This is a genomic window from Anaerococcus degeneri (assembly GCF_017874475.1).
Classification (GTDB): Bacteria; Bacillota; Clostridia; order Tissierellales; family Peptoniphilaceae; genus Anaerococcus; species Anaerococcus degeneri.
This window is the reverse complement of the sequence record NZ_JAGGLO010000004.1, coordinates 1-16,090: the sequence shown is the minus strand read 5'-3', so window position 1 is coordinate 16,090 and position 16,090 is coordinate 1. Positions and strand designations below refer to the sequence as shown.

General features: G+C 30.0%; 14 protein-coding genes. 11 read left to right on the top strand and 3 right to left on the bottom strand.

The genetic code is table 11. The features are described from left to right. The first annotated feature begins 10 nt into the window (after nucleotides 1-10). From J2Z38_RS05160 to J2Z38_RS05145, 4 genes are all read left to right on the top strand, one after another. Nucleotides 11-2,149, top strand: a complete 2,139-nt coding sequence (locus tag J2Z38_RS05160) for an ATP-binding protein (protein WP_209773224.1) — start codon at nucleotides 11-13, stop codon at nucleotides 2,147-2,149. Between the two features lies 1 nt (nucleotide 2,150). Next, nucleotides 2,151-2,747 (top strand): hypothetical protein, encoded by a 597-nt coding sequence (locus J2Z38_RS05155; RefSeq protein ID WP_209773216.1) that lies wholly within the window; start codon nucleotides 2,151-2,153, stop codon nucleotides 2,745-2,747. Continuing rightward, nucleotides 2,737-3,363 (top strand): HNH endonuclease, encoded by a 627-nt coding sequence (locus J2Z38_RS05150; protein ID WP_209773215.1) that lies wholly within the window; start codon nucleotides 2,737-2,739, stop codon nucleotides 3,361-3,363. Before J2Z38_RS05155 ends, J2Z38_RS05150 begins: the two co-directional genes overlap by 11 nt. A gap of 117 nt (nucleotides 3,364-3,480) precedes the next feature. Beyond that, nucleotides 3,481-4,164, top strand: coding sequence for a Type 1 glutamine amidotransferase-like domain-containing protein (locus tag J2Z38_RS05145; RefSeq protein WP_209773212.1), 684 nt, complete (start codon nucleotides 3,481-3,483; stop codon nucleotides 4,162-4,164). 562 nt (nucleotides 4,165-4,726) lie between these two features. Here J2Z38_RS05145 and J2Z38_RS05140 read toward each other — a convergent pair. The 3 genes from J2Z38_RS05140 to J2Z38_RS05130 form a co-directional block, all read right to left on the bottom strand. Next, a complete protein-coding gene (locus tag J2Z38_RS05140) occupies nucleotides 4,727-5,329 on the bottom strand; it encodes a PH domain-containing protein (protein ID WP_209773206.1) in 603 nt (200 codons plus the stop codon). Between the two features lie 202 nt (nucleotides 5,330-5,531). Continuing rightward, complete coding sequence (locus J2Z38_RS05135) at nucleotides 5,532-5,876, bottom strand: hypothetical protein (protein ID WP_209773205.1); 345 nt, start codon at nucleotides 5,874-5,876, stop codon at nucleotides 5,532-5,534. 180 nt (nucleotides 5,877-6,056) lie between these two features. Then, nucleotides 6,057-7,982, bottom strand: a complete 1,926-nt coding sequence (locus tag J2Z38_RS05130) for a sensor histidine kinase (protein ID WP_209773203.1) — start codon at nucleotides 7,980-7,982, stop codon at nucleotides 6,057-6,059. Between the two features lie 285 nt (nucleotides 7,983-8,267). On the opposite strand from J2Z38_RS05130, the gene kdpF reads away from it, so the two are divergent. The 7 genes from kdpF to J2Z38_RS05095 all read left to right on the top strand — a co-directional run bounded on the left by kdpF (nucleotide 8,268) and on the right by J2Z38_RS05095 (nucleotide 15,862). Beyond that, entirely contained in the window at nucleotides 8,268-8,345 is a 78-nt protein-coding gene (gene kdpF / locus J2Z38_RS10760; RefSeq protein ID WP_099321785.1) for a K(+)-transporting ATPase subunit F, read from the top strand. A gap of 21 nt (nucleotides 8,346-8,366) precedes the next feature. Next, on the top strand, nucleotides 8,367-8,684 hold the full coding sequence (locus tag J2Z38_RS05120) for a hypothetical protein (protein WP_209773193.1): 318 nt from the start codon (nucleotides 8,367-8,369) through the stop codon (nucleotides 8,682-8,684). Nucleotides 8,685-8,709: 25 nt separating this feature from the next. Further along, nucleotides 8,710-10,452 carry a potassium-transporting ATPase subunit KdpA gene (locus tag J2Z38_RS05115; RefSeq protein ID WP_209773189.1) on the top strand — a complete coding sequence of 581 codons (1,743 nt, stop codon included), beginning with the start codon at nucleotides 8,710-8,712 and terminating at the stop codon, nucleotides 10,450-10,452. 8 nt (nucleotides 10,453-10,460) lie between these two features. Next, nucleotides 10,461-12,515 carry a potassium-transporting ATPase subunit KdpB gene (gene kdpB / locus J2Z38_RS05110; RefSeq protein WP_209773187.1) on the top strand — a complete coding sequence of 685 codons (2,055 nt, stop codon included), beginning with the start codon at nucleotides 10,461-10,463 and terminating at the stop codon, nucleotides 12,513-12,515. A 9-nt stretch (nucleotides 12,516-12,524) separates the two neighbouring features. Next, entirely contained in the window at nucleotides 12,525-13,130 is a 606-nt protein-coding gene (gene kdpC, locus J2Z38_RS05105) for a potassium-transporting ATPase subunit KdpC (RefSeq protein ID WP_209773177.1), read from the top strand. 85 nt (nucleotides 13,131-13,215) lie between these two features. Continuing rightward, nucleotides 13,216-13,950, top strand: a complete 735-nt coding sequence (locus tag J2Z38_RS05100; RefSeq protein WP_209773175.1) for a response regulator transcription factor — start codon at nucleotides 13,216-13,218, stop codon at nucleotides 13,948-13,950. Next, nucleotides 13,937-15,862: a DUF4118 domain-containing protein gene (locus J2Z38_RS05095; RefSeq protein ID WP_209773173.1), complete on the top strand. Its 1,926-nt coding sequence runs from the start codon at nucleotides 13,937-13,939 to the stop codon at nucleotides 15,860-15,862. Before J2Z38_RS05100 ends, J2Z38_RS05095 begins: the two co-directional genes overlap by 14 nt. Nucleotides 15,863-16,090: the final 228 nt, after the last annotated feature.

Sequence of the window (16,090 nt, the reverse complement as noted above, 5' to 3'; positions counted from 1 at the left end):
AGGAGGGATCATGGAATATCTCAAGTATAGTATTGAAGATAGTACAATTGCGGAGTTATTAGGAGTACAAAATTTTTCCAAAGACGAGGCTGCAATTTTAGAATTGATTAAGAACTCATATGATGCAAAAGCGTTGCTTGTTAAACTTGAATTCATAGATAAAAATACGTTAAAAATAACTGATGATGGAGTTGGTATGGATTCAGAGGATATAAAAAAGCACTGGATGCATATTGGAAAAAGCAATAAAGGATATGACCTAATAGATTCAAACAATAAAGTTAGGGTTCAAGCCGGAGCAAAAGGTGTAGGTAGATTTGCTTTATCAAGATTAGGTAAAAATATTCAGTTATATAGTAAAAAGGAACATAAAGACGGCGTTATTTGGGCAACGGATTGGAATACATCTACATTAGAGATAAATTCAAGTATAGAGAATAAAGGTACCTGTATTATAATAAATAATCTTAGGGAAAAGTGGACTCTGAATAGGATTAAGAAATTAAACAAATATCTTGAAAAAACATATAATGATACGGCTATGAGAATACAAATTATAGCCAATGATTATAATGAATTTGTGAATTTACATTTTCCAGATCCTGAGCCAGGAAAAAATTGTAGGTCGTTTATTAATTTAGAGTATATAAAAGGCGAGTTATTGGTATCAGTATTTTCAGACGAGTTTTCTATTGATGCGAAAAAGTATTGTGAAGGAATGGATTTGAATCAACACAATAGAAAAATAAATATTATAGATGAATTGGAAGGTAATGAAATTTTTGATGTTTATGGAGAAGGATTAATTACAGTTCTAGAGAAACTTGGAAGATTTTCGGCAAATTTATTTTTCAATTTAAATGCTACAAATTATGATAAAGAAAAGTTTCTATATAAATACCTAAGAACTGATGAAATTTTAGATAGTGGTGTTGTTCTTTATAGAAATGCTTTTAGCATATCTTCGTTTGAAGGCGAGAAAGATTGGCTAGGATTAGGAAAAAGATCAAGGAAGTCACCAGCAGCTGCATCACATCCAACAGGTGCTTGGCGAGTAAGAGAAAATCAAATATCTGGGTTCGTATTAATAGATAAAGAAGAAAATAAAGTACTACAAGACCTTATGAATAGACAAGGATTAGATGAAAATATATATTATCAATTATTCATTCAAATAATATTAATTGGTATCAAAGAATTTGAACGTTATAGACAAAAAATAATACGAAATATTAATAAAAAAAATATTGTTGAAGAAAACTTTACTGAGAGAATATCAGATGAAATCGTAAGAAATCCTAAAATGATAAATAATTTAAATAAAAACGATAAGGTGAAACTTATTAAAGAACTTAAGTTGTTTAATCAGGATAGTAAAAAACTTAAACAAGAAAAAGCGGATGTTGAAAATAGGTATAGATATGATGTAAGAATTTTGAATGCTTTAGCAACATCGGGTATGAAAGCAACATCAATAGCACATGAGATAAACAATGATAGAAATCAAATCGAACCTTCTTATGACTTCATAATAAATTCTTTAAAAAAATATAAAGTTTGGGACATAGTTAATGATCCGGAAAATAGAAAATTTGCATTTGAAGACATACCAGGTTTATTGGAAAATAATCATGCTGCAGTAAAAAAGATACTTAGGTTCATTGATGCGATTTTAGAAAAAGTAGAAAAGGGACAATTTTTTGCTATGAAATTGAATGTCAAAGAAATTGTGAGTCAAATAATAAAAAAATGGGAAAGAGACTATGCTTGGTTAAATGTAGAAATATGCGTGGATGACTTTTTAGAATTTAACATATCAAAAGACACATTCTATACAATATTTGATAATTTAATATTAAATAGCGTTCAACAAAACAGTCAATCAAATGAATTAAAAATAAAAATTATGATCAGTAAAGACTGCAATAAGTTGAAAATTTCTTATTATGATAATGGAAAAGGATTGCCAGAAAAATATTTAAATAATCCAAGAATTATTTTAGAACCACATGAAACAAGCAGAGCCAATGGTCATGGGCTTGGGATGTGGATAATTAATAATACAATTAATTTTCAAAATGGAGAGATTATTAATATTTCAGGTGAAAAAGGATTTGAATTTATTTTTGAGATGGAGGAGACTTTATAACATGCAACTGATAACTATGCTTTATGTAGATGATAAAATAGATTTGTTTGTTTCAAAATATTTAAAAGGATACTCAAATGATAAGGCTCGTTATGAATATTTGGAATTGAAATTTGAAAGCAATTATTCATATGAGAATTTACTTAACAGTGAAGAAATTCAAAAATCTGATATATTATTTTTGGATTCAATGCTTTTTGAAAATGGTACTGTACTAGATAATAAAATTTCAGGAGAAGAGCTTGGCTTGATAATAAAAAAGATATTTCCTTTTAAAGAAATAATAGTTATCACGCAGTATCAAGAAAAAATGGAGTATAGTACATTAAAAAAATACAACTCTAGTACCTATCATTGTGATCCAAACTTATTTTTCAATGAGAATTGGGACAGGGTAATAGAGAAGGCCACAGAAAACATTATTTTAAATAGAAATATTCTGAAAAATATTTCATCTAAAAAATATGTTGAAAAATTTTTATTTGAGAAAATGGAGAATTCAATAAATGGGGTGTTAGATTATGATAATTTAACAAAGGTTGATATAGATAATCTGATTAATGCTTTTGAAGAAATGAGAAAACTATATGAACAATGATTATAGAAATACAAAATATTATAATTTAAAAAATGATATTGTGTCTGAAAAAAATTCTTTAGGGAAGAGAATACAAAAGGAACATCCTAGAGTTAAAATTATATATAATCAAATAAATAAAAAAGGTAGTGAATATAATAAAAAATTTAGGTTAATATATAGTAATAAATGTGCTTATTGCGGTATCACAACAGATGTAATAAGTTCTGAACTATTCGAAATAGATCACTTTATTTGCGAGGCATCATTTAATGGTGATTCTATAAAAGCTGGTGAGATAAATAATTTGGTTTTATCGTGTAGAAAATGCAATCTGGCAAAAAGGGATTTTAAATGGAGTGAAGAATATTCTTCTATGTTTAATGTTGACGATGGAAGTATAACAAAATTATTTTACAGAGATGAGGATTATTATATTAGAATAGAAAAAGAATACATAACGGACAGCGTGATTTGCAGTTTTTATAATAAACTTAAATTAAGTGAAGAAATTAGAAGATTAGATTTTTTGCTTATGAATATGTATGGATTTTATGAAAAGAATTCCAATGACAGCAGGATAAGAAGCATATTACAATATATTGTTCTTCTACAACGAAAAAGAAATGGATTATAGTTAATACATGAATAAGGTTTCGTGTATCTAATAGTAATAGTTTCAAATATTTATGTAAAATATAGGGAGTTCAAGACTTTTACTAAAGAAACAGATTTTAAACACAGGAGGAAATTTATGATTATAGCTATTGGAGGCGGGGAAGTAGCCTTAAATGAAACTTACGAGATAGATAAATTTATTGTAGAGTCATCAAAAAAAGAAAATCCAAATTTTCTATTCATTCCGACAGCAAGTAAAGATGCCCCAGCATATGTAAAAATTATTGATAAATTATATGCTGGGCTAGGATGCAAAACTGACACCTTGTATTTATCTAATGTAGAAGTAGACAAGGATGAGGTCAATCAAAAGATAGAAAATGCAGATATAATCTATGTTGGTGGTGGCAATACCCAGTACATGATGAAAGTTTGGGAAGAATACGGTTTAGATAAGGCACTAATTAAGGCTTATAAAAGCGGCAAAGTGCTCTCCGGCTTAAGTGCGGGCTCTATATGCTGGTTTATTGCAGGCCATAGTGATAGTGAGTTTATAGAAGGTATTGAAAAGCCAAAACCTATATGGGTTAAAGGCCTAGGAATCATACCTTATTTACATTGTCCTCATTATGATGAGCCTGAAAGAGTAGGTTTTGATGATTTCTATTCTGGACAGCTAACAAATGCGATTGCAATAGAAAATCAAGTGGCAGTTGTTTGGGATAATTATAAGATGTACGTTATTAAATCTAACCCTAATAAAAATGCATATAAACTTTCTTGGAGTGATACAGGTTTGAATAAAGAAGTTTTATTTTAAGGTTTTTCCTCTGGTACTGGGACTGGGACGGGACTAAAAATTTGAAAACGTCTTATAATTAGGTGAATTTAGTGGTACTCTAAAAAATAGAATATAGTATTTTGAATTGTTTGGTATATATCGGACGTTTGGAAAAGAAGAATGGGAATGATCGCAAAAAAATTAAAAACTTTGTAAAATCAACGGTTACAGAAGATGAAAAACTGTAACTGGGATTAAAATGGGAACATTTGTAAAAAAGAATAAATTGAATAATAGTTCCAAGTGGTTTACATTTGGACAAAAAATTAGACCGTAGTTAAAAGCTGCGGTCTTTTAATGTCAAAATACAATTTAGAATTCAAACTAAAAATAGTAAAAGAATATTTAGAAGGTAACATAGGATATGCATCACCTGTCAACTCTTTCTTATAACTTATTATTTATTCTTATTTATTAAAAAATAAGGCAAAGAAGGCTCTATTAAAATAAAATATTACAGAAATTTCCCTCATTAATCAGAAGTCACCGATAAAAATTCTGACATGAAAATTTTCTCAGTGACCATTTTGTTGCCTTTTATTTATCTTTTATATTTTGTGTTGTAGCCTTCATTCTCTTTTGGTCTATAGGCGTTTGGATAGGCTTGATCTGTTGCAACATCGAGAGATACTTTTTTAAGAAGTTTGTAGACATCGTAGGGATCTTTTATGGAAATAAATTTATCTGCGTCAGTCTTAAAGCTGTAAGATGAATTACCACCTTCGCCATTATAAACTAGGATAATTGTGCCAAGTCCCTTGATGTTTTCCATAAAATTTACATCTACTTTCAAATTTGTAAGCTCTCTGTGCTCATAATTATTTACATCTCTTCCAAAAATGCCTTGGCTGATGTAAACTCTCTTATCTGTAATTGCATATTCAATTGTTCCATAATTTAAAACCCTATAGATGGGCATTAAAATTGCAAACCAAACAGGAAAAAGATGAATTATAAAGAAAATTATAAAAAATCCATTCATAAAGCTAAATTCTCTAAAAAAAATAGATATAAAAAAGAAGTCAAAAATCCCCCAAATTAATGCAATTAAATAAATGCTTGGCTTGCCTACAATATAAAGAAAAGCATTGGGCTTTCCTCGCCACAATATATTTTCATTGTCGTCAATAATTTTTTCAATCATAATTTCCTCCATTGCTTTCTCTATATTAAGATAAAGTATTCTTGTCTAGTATTTTATCACAAATATACTTGTGATAAAATATTTGAATGGCTGAATCTCCACTCATATCTATAGATTTTTCTTTACATTCTTTTGAATTAAAATTTTAAAAATCTATAAAAATTTAGTAACATAATTTTTGCTAATACTAAGCAACTATACATTAATCTTTGTAATTATTAGTTTCAAGAAATTCTTCAAGTTTAGATAGAGCTTTTTCTGCATATACATAACCACCATAATCTTTATCAGGATTACAAATGTACAATTCTTCAGTATACGGCTCTTCGCCATTTTCAACTCGCATCTTATTAATACTATACCTCGTATCATTAAGTTCTGATCCAATTATTTCTCTATAGAAATCCTTTTTCGAGCTTTCTTTAAGGAAAACTTTTCTTTCTTTTAAATCTGCGACGATTACACCCAGAAATTCAGTTTTCCCTTCCGGGTAATACTCATAAACAACTTCCTCATTTGAAAATGAAATCTTCTTTAAAATAACCATTGCATACCCCTTTTTATATTATAATCAAAACTACCAGCTGAGCCGGTAGTTTTGATTTGCCCATTTATATATTGATTATGAAATGATCTTAATACTTTATTATTTGTTCATTAGTTCGGACATAAAAATACACCCATAATATAGCAAAGTATTCAATAGAAAAATTATGAAGTTATAATATTAAATTTTATTAAGGTTTATATAGCAAGAATTATTTTCCAATGAATCAATTGCCAGAGCGATCTCGTTTAGCATGGCTATAAGCAGAGATTTATCATTTACTGACAATTGACTACCGATACTTTTATCTGACATATCTATGCCGACAACGCCATAGACTGCACTATTTTTTCTAATGGCAAAATATAAGCCATTAGCATTAGTTAGAGTATTTGTGCCTGCACCAGCACTATCATTATTTAAAAATACCCATTTTGCTACAGTTTTCTCGGAGTCTTGCAAATATATTTCTTTCATATTTGCGACGTTTTTTGGGTTATAAATTATTGGCGACAAAAGCGAGCTTTTGAAAACAGGATAAAATATTATTACCTTGTTTAGGAGCTTATGTAGTTGATAGCAGGTTTCATACATTACTTCATCATAGTTTTTGCTTAGCTGCAATCTCTGGCTTGTTTTAAGCAGAACCTCTAAGCTGTGTGACTGCTGAGTTGTTAGTATATTTTCCTTTTTTAGTCTATTTTGCATTAGGCTAATGAAAAAAGAAACTATGATCATTATTATAAATATCATCAGATACTCTTTTGAGTAAATCTTCAAAGAATAATAGGGTGGTATAAATATAAAATCTATAATAAGTATATTTAGCAAGAGAGCAAGCATATTGTATATAGGGTGTTTTGTTGTGTATCCAACTATGCAGGATGATAGAGTATAAAGCAAAACTATGTTAGTTGTATTAAAATCAAAAATAAATAAGGCATAAGATAGTACAGTTGTAGCTAACAGTATGAGCAAAGTTACTATCAGATCTTCTCTATCAAAATGCACAAATTCATCTAGCCTTATATTTTTTTTCTTATACTCACTGTTAGCATCAGGGATTATGAATATATCAAGATTTGGAGCATCCTTAGTAATCTCATCAATTATAGTTGTTTTATTAAAAAATGATATTTTCTGTGAGGATCTTCCCAAGACAAGCTTTGATACTCCACTAAGTTTTGCATATTGGCTAATTTGAAATGATATATCATCACCATAAGAAGAAACGATATTAGCTTTTAGATGTTTAGCCAAGTCTATATTTTTTTGTAAGTTATTTTTTTCTGTATTAGAAAAATTTTTGCTTTCAGATGTTTCTACATATAGGGCACTAAACTCTGCATGGAAAGAGTTAGCCATCCTATAAGCAGTTCTGATTACTTTTTGGTTAGTAGGTGATGGGCCAAGACACACTAGTATATGTTCTTTTAAAAATGGTTTATTTTTTTCGTCAGTATATAAATTTATTTTATCAGCATATCTTCTTAAAGCTATTTCCCTAAGCGAGATAAGATTATCTATAGTAAAAAAATTATCTAGGGCTTTTTTAGACTGGGAATAATTATATATTTTTCCTTCCTTTAATCTTTCAATTAATTGTTCTACTTCAATATCTATTATTTTTATATGGTCAGCATTATCAAAAACATAATCAGGTATACGTTCATTGACTTTTATATTAGTAATTGATTCTACTATATCATGAAGGCTCTCTAGGTGTTGGACATTTAATGTTGTGTATACATCAATGCCTGCTCTAAGTAATTCCTCTACATCTTGGTATCTTTTTTTATGTCTACTGCCTGGTGCATTGGTATGGGCAAGCTCATCTACTAATATGATGTCAGGTTTTCTATCTAGGGCCTTATCTATATCCAGTTCATTAAAAATATGATCTTTATAGTTTATTTTTTTATAGTCTATTATATCTAGACCATTCATTAATGCTAGAGTATCTTTTCTATCATGAAGTTCTACATAACCAACAACCACATCTATGCCTTCTAGGTACTTTTCGTGGGCAACTTCTAGCATATTGTATGTCTTGCCGACACCTGCACAGTATCCGAAGAAGATTGTCAATTCACCTTTTTTTTCCATAAAATTATCCTTCTTTATTTATTTCTGATTTTATTTTACTATATATATTAAAAAAAAGGCAAAATCAGTGAATTTTAATACAATTTTAATGTCTATGGTGTATATTTTAAAACTATTTTAAGGTAAAAGTTGGTATATTACACATATAGTTAGAGAATAGGAGGAGTGATTAATGTTAGACCTTATTATGATAGCTATAATTATCATTTCATTTTTAATATTAAAATTATTTGTCAATTGGATAGATAAAAAAATTACAAGTAATTAATTATTGTGGAGGTTTATATGTTACTATTATTAATTGTTATTTTAGGGGTTTTATGCTATTTGTTTTATGCACTGATTAACCCTGAGAAATTTTAAATATAGTTTTGGGAGATAAGTATGAAGGAAATTATGAATTTAACTAAATGTGATTTTAATAATTGTTTGAATGATTTTTGTTCCTTAATAAAATTAAAAATTGATTTGGGAAATCTTAACGAATGTTTAGAATTGGTAAAAGATAAAATGAAAGAATATCCACATAGTCCAGTCCCTCACAATTTGTTAGGTATTTTGATGGAAATAAGAGGAAACCATGAATTGGCTATGAAACACTTCAGGGCTGCTTGGGCATTAGACCCTTGCTATGAACCTGCTAGTAAAAATTTGGGAAATTTAGCAATATATGGCACAAATAAAAAATATATATTTTCGTAAGAAAATTGTGTAAGTAGGAGAGATTATGTTACAAATATTATTAACATTACTAATATTCTTAGTCATTATATTTCCATGTGGAAATTACTTATATAAAATGACTAACAATAAAAAAACATTTGCTGATCCTTTATTTGATAAAGTGGATTCAGGAATTTTTAAAATTTTAAAGATTGAAAAAAGTGATATGGACTGGAAAGAATATGCATTGTCATTGATTCTTTTAAATGCGTGTTTGGTTCTACTTTCATATCTAGTTCTTAGAATTCAATCTATAGGGATATTTAATCCAAATAAAATAGGCTCTATGGAGGAAACTTTAGCTTTTAATACAATTATTTCTTTTATGACTAATACTAACTTGCAACACTATGCTGGTGAATCAGGCTTGTCATATTTTTCTCAAATGTTTGTGATTATTATGATGATGTTCACTTCAGCAGCTAGTGGATATGCAGCTTGCGTAGCAATGATAAGAGGAATACTTGGAGAGAAGATGGGAAACTTCTTTGTAGATTTTATAAAAATCATAACAAGATTTTTATTACCAGCATCTATTATTGTTGGATTATTATTGGTGTCTCAAGGAGTTATCCAAAACTTTAATTCTAATATCTTAATTAAAACTATTGAGGGCAAAAACCAAGAACTTGGTGCTGGTCCAGTCGCAGCATTGGAAGCAATTAAACATTTGGGTACTAATGGTGGAGGATTTTTTGGAGCCAACTCATCAACTCCTTTTGAAAACCCTAATATTATTTCAAATATTATAGAATTAATTTCTATGATGTTATTGCCAGGATCATGTGTTTTCATTTTTGGAAAGATGGCACATGATAAGTTTATTAAAAAATCAGCAAGTGAAAATAAACAAATACCAGAGCACACAGATAAAGCTATGGCTAAGAAAGTTTGGCTGGGCAAAGAAGGCCAGTCAATATTTATTGCCATGTCCATATTATTTGTAATAGGCTTGGGTATTTGCTATCATAATGAGCTTAATGGTGTAAACGGGGCAAGTCTTTCTGGAATATCTCACAATATGGGAAATATGGAAGGAAAAGAGATGCGTTTTGGCATTGCCCAATCTTCATTATTTACAACAGTTACAACGTCATTTACTACTGGAACTGTTAACAATATGCATGATACACTTACACCTTTGGGTGGCCTAGTTCCTTTGCTTCACATGATGTTAAATGTTGTATTTGGTGGAGCAGGTGTAGGACTTATGAATATGTTAATCTATGCTATCTTAGCAGTATTTATATGCGGTCTTATGATTGGTAAGACACCGGAATATCTAGGTAAAAAAATTGAAGGTAATGAGATGAAACTTGCAGCTTTATCAATTATCATTCACCCACTTTTGATTCTAGGTTTTTCTGCACTAGCAGTTAGTATAAATCCTGGACTTGAGGGTATTACTAATCCAGGATTCCACGGACTAAGTCAAATACTATACGAATATTCTTCATCAGCAGCGAATAATGGCTCTGGTTTTGAAGGTTTGGCTGACAATACAATCTTTTGGAATATAACTTGTGGATTAGTAATGTTTTTTGGAAGATATTTAGCTATTATTATCCAGCTAGCAATAGCAGGAAATCTTTCTAAAAAAATAGATATCAATGAAACTGCTGGAACATTAAAAACTAATAACTTAACTTTTTCAATTATTTTAGTAATAATTGTTTATATATTTGCAGCACTAACATTTTTGCCAGTACTAGCTTTAGGACCAATAGCAGAATGGTTGGTACTATAGGAGGAAATATGGTTAATAAGAAAACAAAATTTGTAAGTAAAGATATAATGAAGACTTCTATTAGAGGGGCATTCTTAAAATTAAATCCTAAGTATATGATAAAAAACCCTGTAATGTTTGTAGTAGAAATTGGATTTATAATTTGTCTATTACTTGCTTTTTTACCAAATTTGATAAATGATGGAAGCGACAATGCAAGTAAATACAGTATGCTTGTTTCCATTATTTTGTTTATAACTTTACTATTTGCAAATTTCGCCGAATCCGTAGCTGAAGGTAGGGGAAAGGCACAAGCAGAGACATTGAAAAAAACAAAAAAGGATACTAAGGCTAGAAAAATTTTAGATGCTGGAAAAGAAATTGAAATCTCTAGTAATGACCTAAAAAAAGGAGACGTAGTTTTAGTAAAAGTAGGCGAAATAATCCCTAATGACGGTGAAATAATTGAAGGTATAGCAAGTATTGATGAATCTGCAATCACTGGTGAATCCGCACCAGTAACTAAAGAAAGTGGAGGAGATTTTTCTTCAGTGACGGGAGGTACACTTGTTGTATCAGACTGGATTAAAGTTCGTATAAGCTCAGATCCTGGTGAATCATTTTTGGATAAGATGATATCTCTTGTAGAAGGAGCCTCTAGACAAAAAACACCAAATGAGATTGCTCTAAATACCTTGTTGGTTTCCTTAACTATTATATTTTTGATAGTTATCATAACCCTATATCCAATAGCTAACTATTCTAATGTAAAAATTTCAGTTTCTACATTGATAGCTTTAATGGTTTGCCTAATCCCTACTACAATTGGTGCATTACTTAGCGCAATCGGTATAGCTGGTATGGATAGGGTTACTAGATTCAATGTCATAGCAATGTCAGGCAAGGCCGTAGAAGCTTGTGGTGATGTTGATACAATGATTCTAGACAAAACGGGAACAATAACCTTTGGAAATAGGTTAGCTAGTGATTTTATAAATGTCGATGGAATCGACAAATCAGATTTAATAGAATATGCCATGATATCATCACTAAAAGATGACACCCCTGAAGGTAAATCTACAGTTGAACTTGCAAAAAAATTGGGTTCTAAAGTTAATCCAGCAGATTACGAAGATGCGTCTTTTGTAGAATTTACTGCAGCAAACAAGATGAGTGGGATTGATTTAAAAAACGGTGTCATGATACGCAAGGGATCTGGGGAAGCGATAATAAAGTTTATTACTGAAAGAGGTGGAGATGTACCAAGCGACCTACAAGCAAAAGTAGAAAGTATTTCAAAATTAGGGGGTACTCCACTAGTCGTTTGTGTAGATAATGTAATTTATGGAATTATCTATTTGAAAGATACGGTTAAGCCAGGACTTAGACAAAGGTTTGAAAGACTTAGAAAAATAGGGATAAAGACCATAATGTGTACTGGAGATAACCCTCTTACTGCAGCTACAATTGCAGCAGAAGCTGGTGTTGACGGCTATATAGCAGAATGTAAACCTGAGGATAAGATAGAAGCCATAAAGAAAGAACAAACCCTAGGTAAAATTGTAGCCATGACAGGAGATGGAACCAACGATGCTCCAGCCTTGGCTCAAGCTGATGTTGGTATTGCTATGAACAGTGGTACAAGTTCAGCAAAAGAAGCAGCAAACATGGTTGATTTGGATTCAGATCCAACCAAAATATTGGAAGTTATAGAGATTGGTAAACAGCTACTTATAACAAGAGGTTCTTTGACAACATTTTCTATTGCTAATGATATTGCCAAATATTTTGCTATAATACCAGCTATATTTACTCTTGCTATACCTCAAATGAAAGTATTGAACATTATGGGATTGAATAGTCCATCAAGTGCTATTATTTCAGCACTAATATTTAATGCAATTATTATTCCTTGTCTAATTCCTTTGGCAATGAAAGGTGTTAAATATGAACCGATGTCAGCTTCAAAAATGTTAGGAAAGAATATGTTGATTTACGGACTTGGTGGTGTAATTTGTCCTTTTATTGGTATAAAACTAATAGATATATTAGTATTTCCTTTACTTGGAATGTTAGGAATTTAAGGAGTTATAATGAGAACTATTAAAAAATATAAACAAGTTTTTTTTGTTACAATATTTGCATTTATAGTCTGTGGTATTATATATCCACTTTTAATGACGGTACTTGCACAAATTATCTTTCCAAAACAAGCTAATGGAAGTTTAATAAAGATGGGAGATGAAGTAGTTGGCTCAGAATTAATAGGTCAAGATTTTACTGATCCAAAATTATTTCATTCGAGACCATCAGCTGTTAACTACAATGTCTATGAAGATGGAGACAAGTATGATGGATTAGCTTCTGGTAGTAAAAACTTAGCAGTAAGTAACCCTAACTTAAAGAAAAGAATTAACGAAGATATAGATAAGTTTATTAAAGAAAATCCTGCGGTATCAAAAGAAGATATCCCTGAAGACATCATAAGCCAATCAGGCTCAGGTCTTGATCCACACATTTCTGTCAAAGCAGCTCAATTACAAGTTGATAGAGTAGCAAAAAATACAAATCTCTCCAAAGAAAACTTAGAACAACTGATAAAACAAAATACTAGTGAAAAAGCTTTGGGAATCTTTGGTGAACAAACTGTAAATGTATTGAAACTAAACATAGACTTAGTAAGTGAAATGAAAAAATAATATTGTAATATAAGGCCTCAGGTAATCATAACTTGAGGCTTAGAATGATTTGACCAATATTTTGCTATAAAGAAGGTAAGTATATATGAATGAAAATATAAAAATATTAATTGTAGAAGATGACAGAGCTGTGAGAAACTTGATATCAACAACATTGCAGATAAATGATTATGAATATGACCTAGCGATTGATGGTAAAAATGCTCTACAGCTAATGACTTCAAATAAATATGACATAGTTTTTATTGACTTGGGATTGCCTGACATTGATGGAATAGAAATAATAAAAAAATTCAGAGATTTTTCGACTACTCCAGTTATAGTAATTAGCGCTAGGACCAATGATGAAGATAAAATAGAAGCCTTGGACGCAGGGGCAGATGATTTTTTGACCAAGCCATTTAATGTTGATGAACTTCTTGCAAGAGTTAGGTCAACCTTAAGAAGAATAAACTATGTTGAAAATAATAGTGTTGAAGACAAAATTTCATTTGAAAATGGAGATATAAGAATAGATTATCCTTCGAGAAGCGTATTTATTAAAGGTGAAGAAATACATTTAATGCCAATAGAATATAGTTTATTATGTTTATTAGCAGAAAATGTTGGCAAGGTTCTCACACATCAGTACATCCTAAAAAACATTTGGGTCAATTACCTAGCATCTGATCTCTCTTCTTTGAGAGTGTATATGACCTCTCTTAGAAAAAAGATAGAAAAATTAACTGACGATAAGTATATCCAAACTCATGTTGGAGTTGGCTACAAGATGATTAGAATCAATAAATCAGGGGAAGATGAAATAAATGGATTTAGTTGATAGAGATTTGATATTAGTATGTATATCTGAATCCCAATCTAATAGTCAGGTAATAAAAGAAGCCAATGAGATAGCTCAAAATGAAAAAGCTAAACTAATTGCTCTATATGTATCTGATAGAGATAAGTTTCAGGAAAAAAAGGACAATGACTACCTACAAGACAATTTAAGTCTAGCGGAAAACATGGGGGCCATGGTTGAGATTATATATGATGACGATATAGCAAGCCAAATAGTAAACTTTGCAAAACTATATAAAGTAAAAAAAATTGTAATAGGAAAAAAACGAAATGATTTTAAGCTATTATCTTTAAATACCAGCATATATGATCAAGTGGTAAAAAAATCTGACAGAATAGATATTTACGCTGTTCCAATAAATGATAAGGTCAAAACTTATGGATTTAAAGAAAACAAAAATATATCAAAAGATTTGTTAATTGCTTTTATAATACTAGCAATCAGCACTCTAATAGGTTATATATTTTATGATTTTGGCTACAGTGATGCAAATATAATAATGATCTATATACTAGGTGTATTTTTTATTGCCCTTGTAACTTATGATGAATTAGTGAGTTTTATTTCATCTGTAATATGCGTATTAGCCTTTAATTATTGTTTTACTAAGCCAACTTTAAGTTTATCAGTATCTAATCCTGAATATATTATTACTTTTTTAGTCTTATTAATAGTATCATTTTTGACAAGTAAGCTAGCAAGCCAGATAAGAAAAAATGCAAAGAACTCATCAAATATGACATATATAACAAAGCTTTTGTTAGAAACAAATCAACTTTTACAGACTAAAATATCCAAACACGAAATCATAGAAACAGGCTGTAATCAATTATCAAACCTACTAAATAGAAATATAGTTTATTACGATATAGTAGATGGGGAAATTCAGGATCCACTAATTTTCAAGGATGATTTTAGGGATGCTGATAAAGAATTTCTCAAAGAATTAGAAATAGTAAAGTGGGTATTTGCCAAAAACAAAAGTGCAGGTGCTGGCACAGAATATTTGCCAGATGCCAAGTACTTATATTATGCAATCAGATTTAATACAAGTGTGTATGGGGTTATAGGTATACATTTGGGTAAAGATAGGCTAGATTCCGTAGAAAATAAAATTTTACTAGCAATCCTTGGAGATATGTCTTTGGCTTTAGAGAAAGAAAAAATTTTAAAAGATAAAAACGAAGCTAATTTGAGAATAAAAGATGAGCAATTGAAAACAAATCTTTTAAGATCAATCTCCCATGACTTAAGAACGCCCCTAACAACTATTTATGGAAATTCTCATATACTACTTAATAATTCGGAAAACTTAACAGAAACAATGAAATTAGGGCTATATAGAGATATTTATGATGATTCACAGTGGCTACTGAATCTTATAGAAAATTTACTTTCAGTAACTAGAGTTGAAGAAGGTAAAAGCAAACTAAAAATAGAGCCACAAATGGTTGAAGAAGTCATAGAAGAGGCCCTAAAGCATGTAAGCAGAGATAAAAAAAATCACAATATAACTGTTGATATAGATGATGACTACCTAATGGCTGATATGGATGTGAGGTTAATAATACAAGTCATCATAAACCTTGTAGATAATGCTATAAAATATACTTTTGAAGGGTCAAGTATCAATATAAGAGCCTACCAAGATGCAAACAAAGTCATAATCCAAGTGGCAGATAATGGAAAAGGAATTGAAGATACCGATAAGAAAAGAATATTCCAAAAATTCTATTCGGCTAATAACAAAATCATCGATAGCAAGAGGAGTATAGGTCTAGGCTTATATCTTTGTAGGATTATAGTTAAGGCCCATGGTGGCGAAATAAGTGTAACGGATAATATACCAAGTGGATCTGTATTTACTATGGATTTGAAAGCTAGCCAATAAACGATAAACTATGTTTTATACTTTGTACAAATATAAAAGAATTATAATATGATACAATTAAAAAGAGCTACCAAATTAAATAAGGTGACCCGGATCTGTAAACAATTTTGTGTATCAACCTTAATCCTGAAAAAAGGTTCTATAATAAATCGTGTTGGTAGAAGTAAATGAAACTTCTGTCAGCACGATTTTTTAGTAAAAAAAGAAGACATATTTAATCATTTACCC

Coding starts and splice junctions, on each gene's coding strand:
- J2Z38_RS05160 (WP_209773224.1), top strand. CDS start 11: ATGGAATATCTCAAGTATAGTATTGAAGATAGTACAATTGCGGAGTTA.
- J2Z38_RS05155 (WP_209773216.1), top strand. CDS start 2,151: ATGCAACTGATAACTATGCTTTATGTAGATGATAAAATAGATTTGTTT.
- J2Z38_RS05150 (WP_209773215.1), top strand. CDS start 2,737: ATGAACAATGATTATAGAAATACAAAATATTATAATTTAAAAAATGAT.
- J2Z38_RS05145 (WP_209773212.1), top strand. CDS start 3,481: ATGATTATAGCTATTGGAGGCGGGGAAGTAGCCTTAAATGAAACTTAC.
- J2Z38_RS05140 (WP_209773206.1), bottom strand. CDS start 5,329: ATGATTGAAAAAATTATTGACGACAATGAAAATATATTGTGGCGAGGA.
- J2Z38_RS05135 (WP_209773205.1), bottom strand. CDS start 5,876: ATGGTTATTTTAAAGAAGATTTCATTTTCAAATGAGGAAGTTGTTTAT.
- J2Z38_RS05130 (WP_209773203.1), bottom strand. CDS start 7,982: ATGGAAAAAAAAGGTGAATTGACAATCTTCTTCGGATACTGTGCAGGT.
- kdpF (WP_099321785.1), top strand. CDS start 8,268: ATGTTACTATTATTAATTGTTATTTTAGGGGTTTTATGCTATTTGTTT.
- J2Z38_RS05120 (WP_209773193.1), top strand. CDS start 8,367: ATGAAGGAAATTATGAATTTAACTAAATGTGATTTTAATAATTGTTTG.
- J2Z38_RS05115 (WP_209773189.1), top strand. CDS start 8,710: ATGTTACAAATATTATTAACATTACTAATATTCTTAGTCATTATATTT.
- kdpB (WP_209773187.1), top strand. CDS start 10,461: ATGGTTAATAAGAAAACAAAATTTGTAAGTAAAGATATAATGAAGACT.
- kdpC (WP_209773177.1), top strand. CDS start 12,525: ATGAGAACTATTAAAAAATATAAACAAGTTTTTTTTGTTACAATATTT.
- J2Z38_RS05100 (WP_209773175.1), top strand. CDS start 13,216: ATGAATGAAAATATAAAAATATTAATTGTAGAAGATGACAGAGCTGTG.
- J2Z38_RS05095 (WP_209773173.1), top strand. CDS start 13,937: ATGGATTTAGTTGATAGAGATTTGATATTAGTATGTATATCTGAATCC.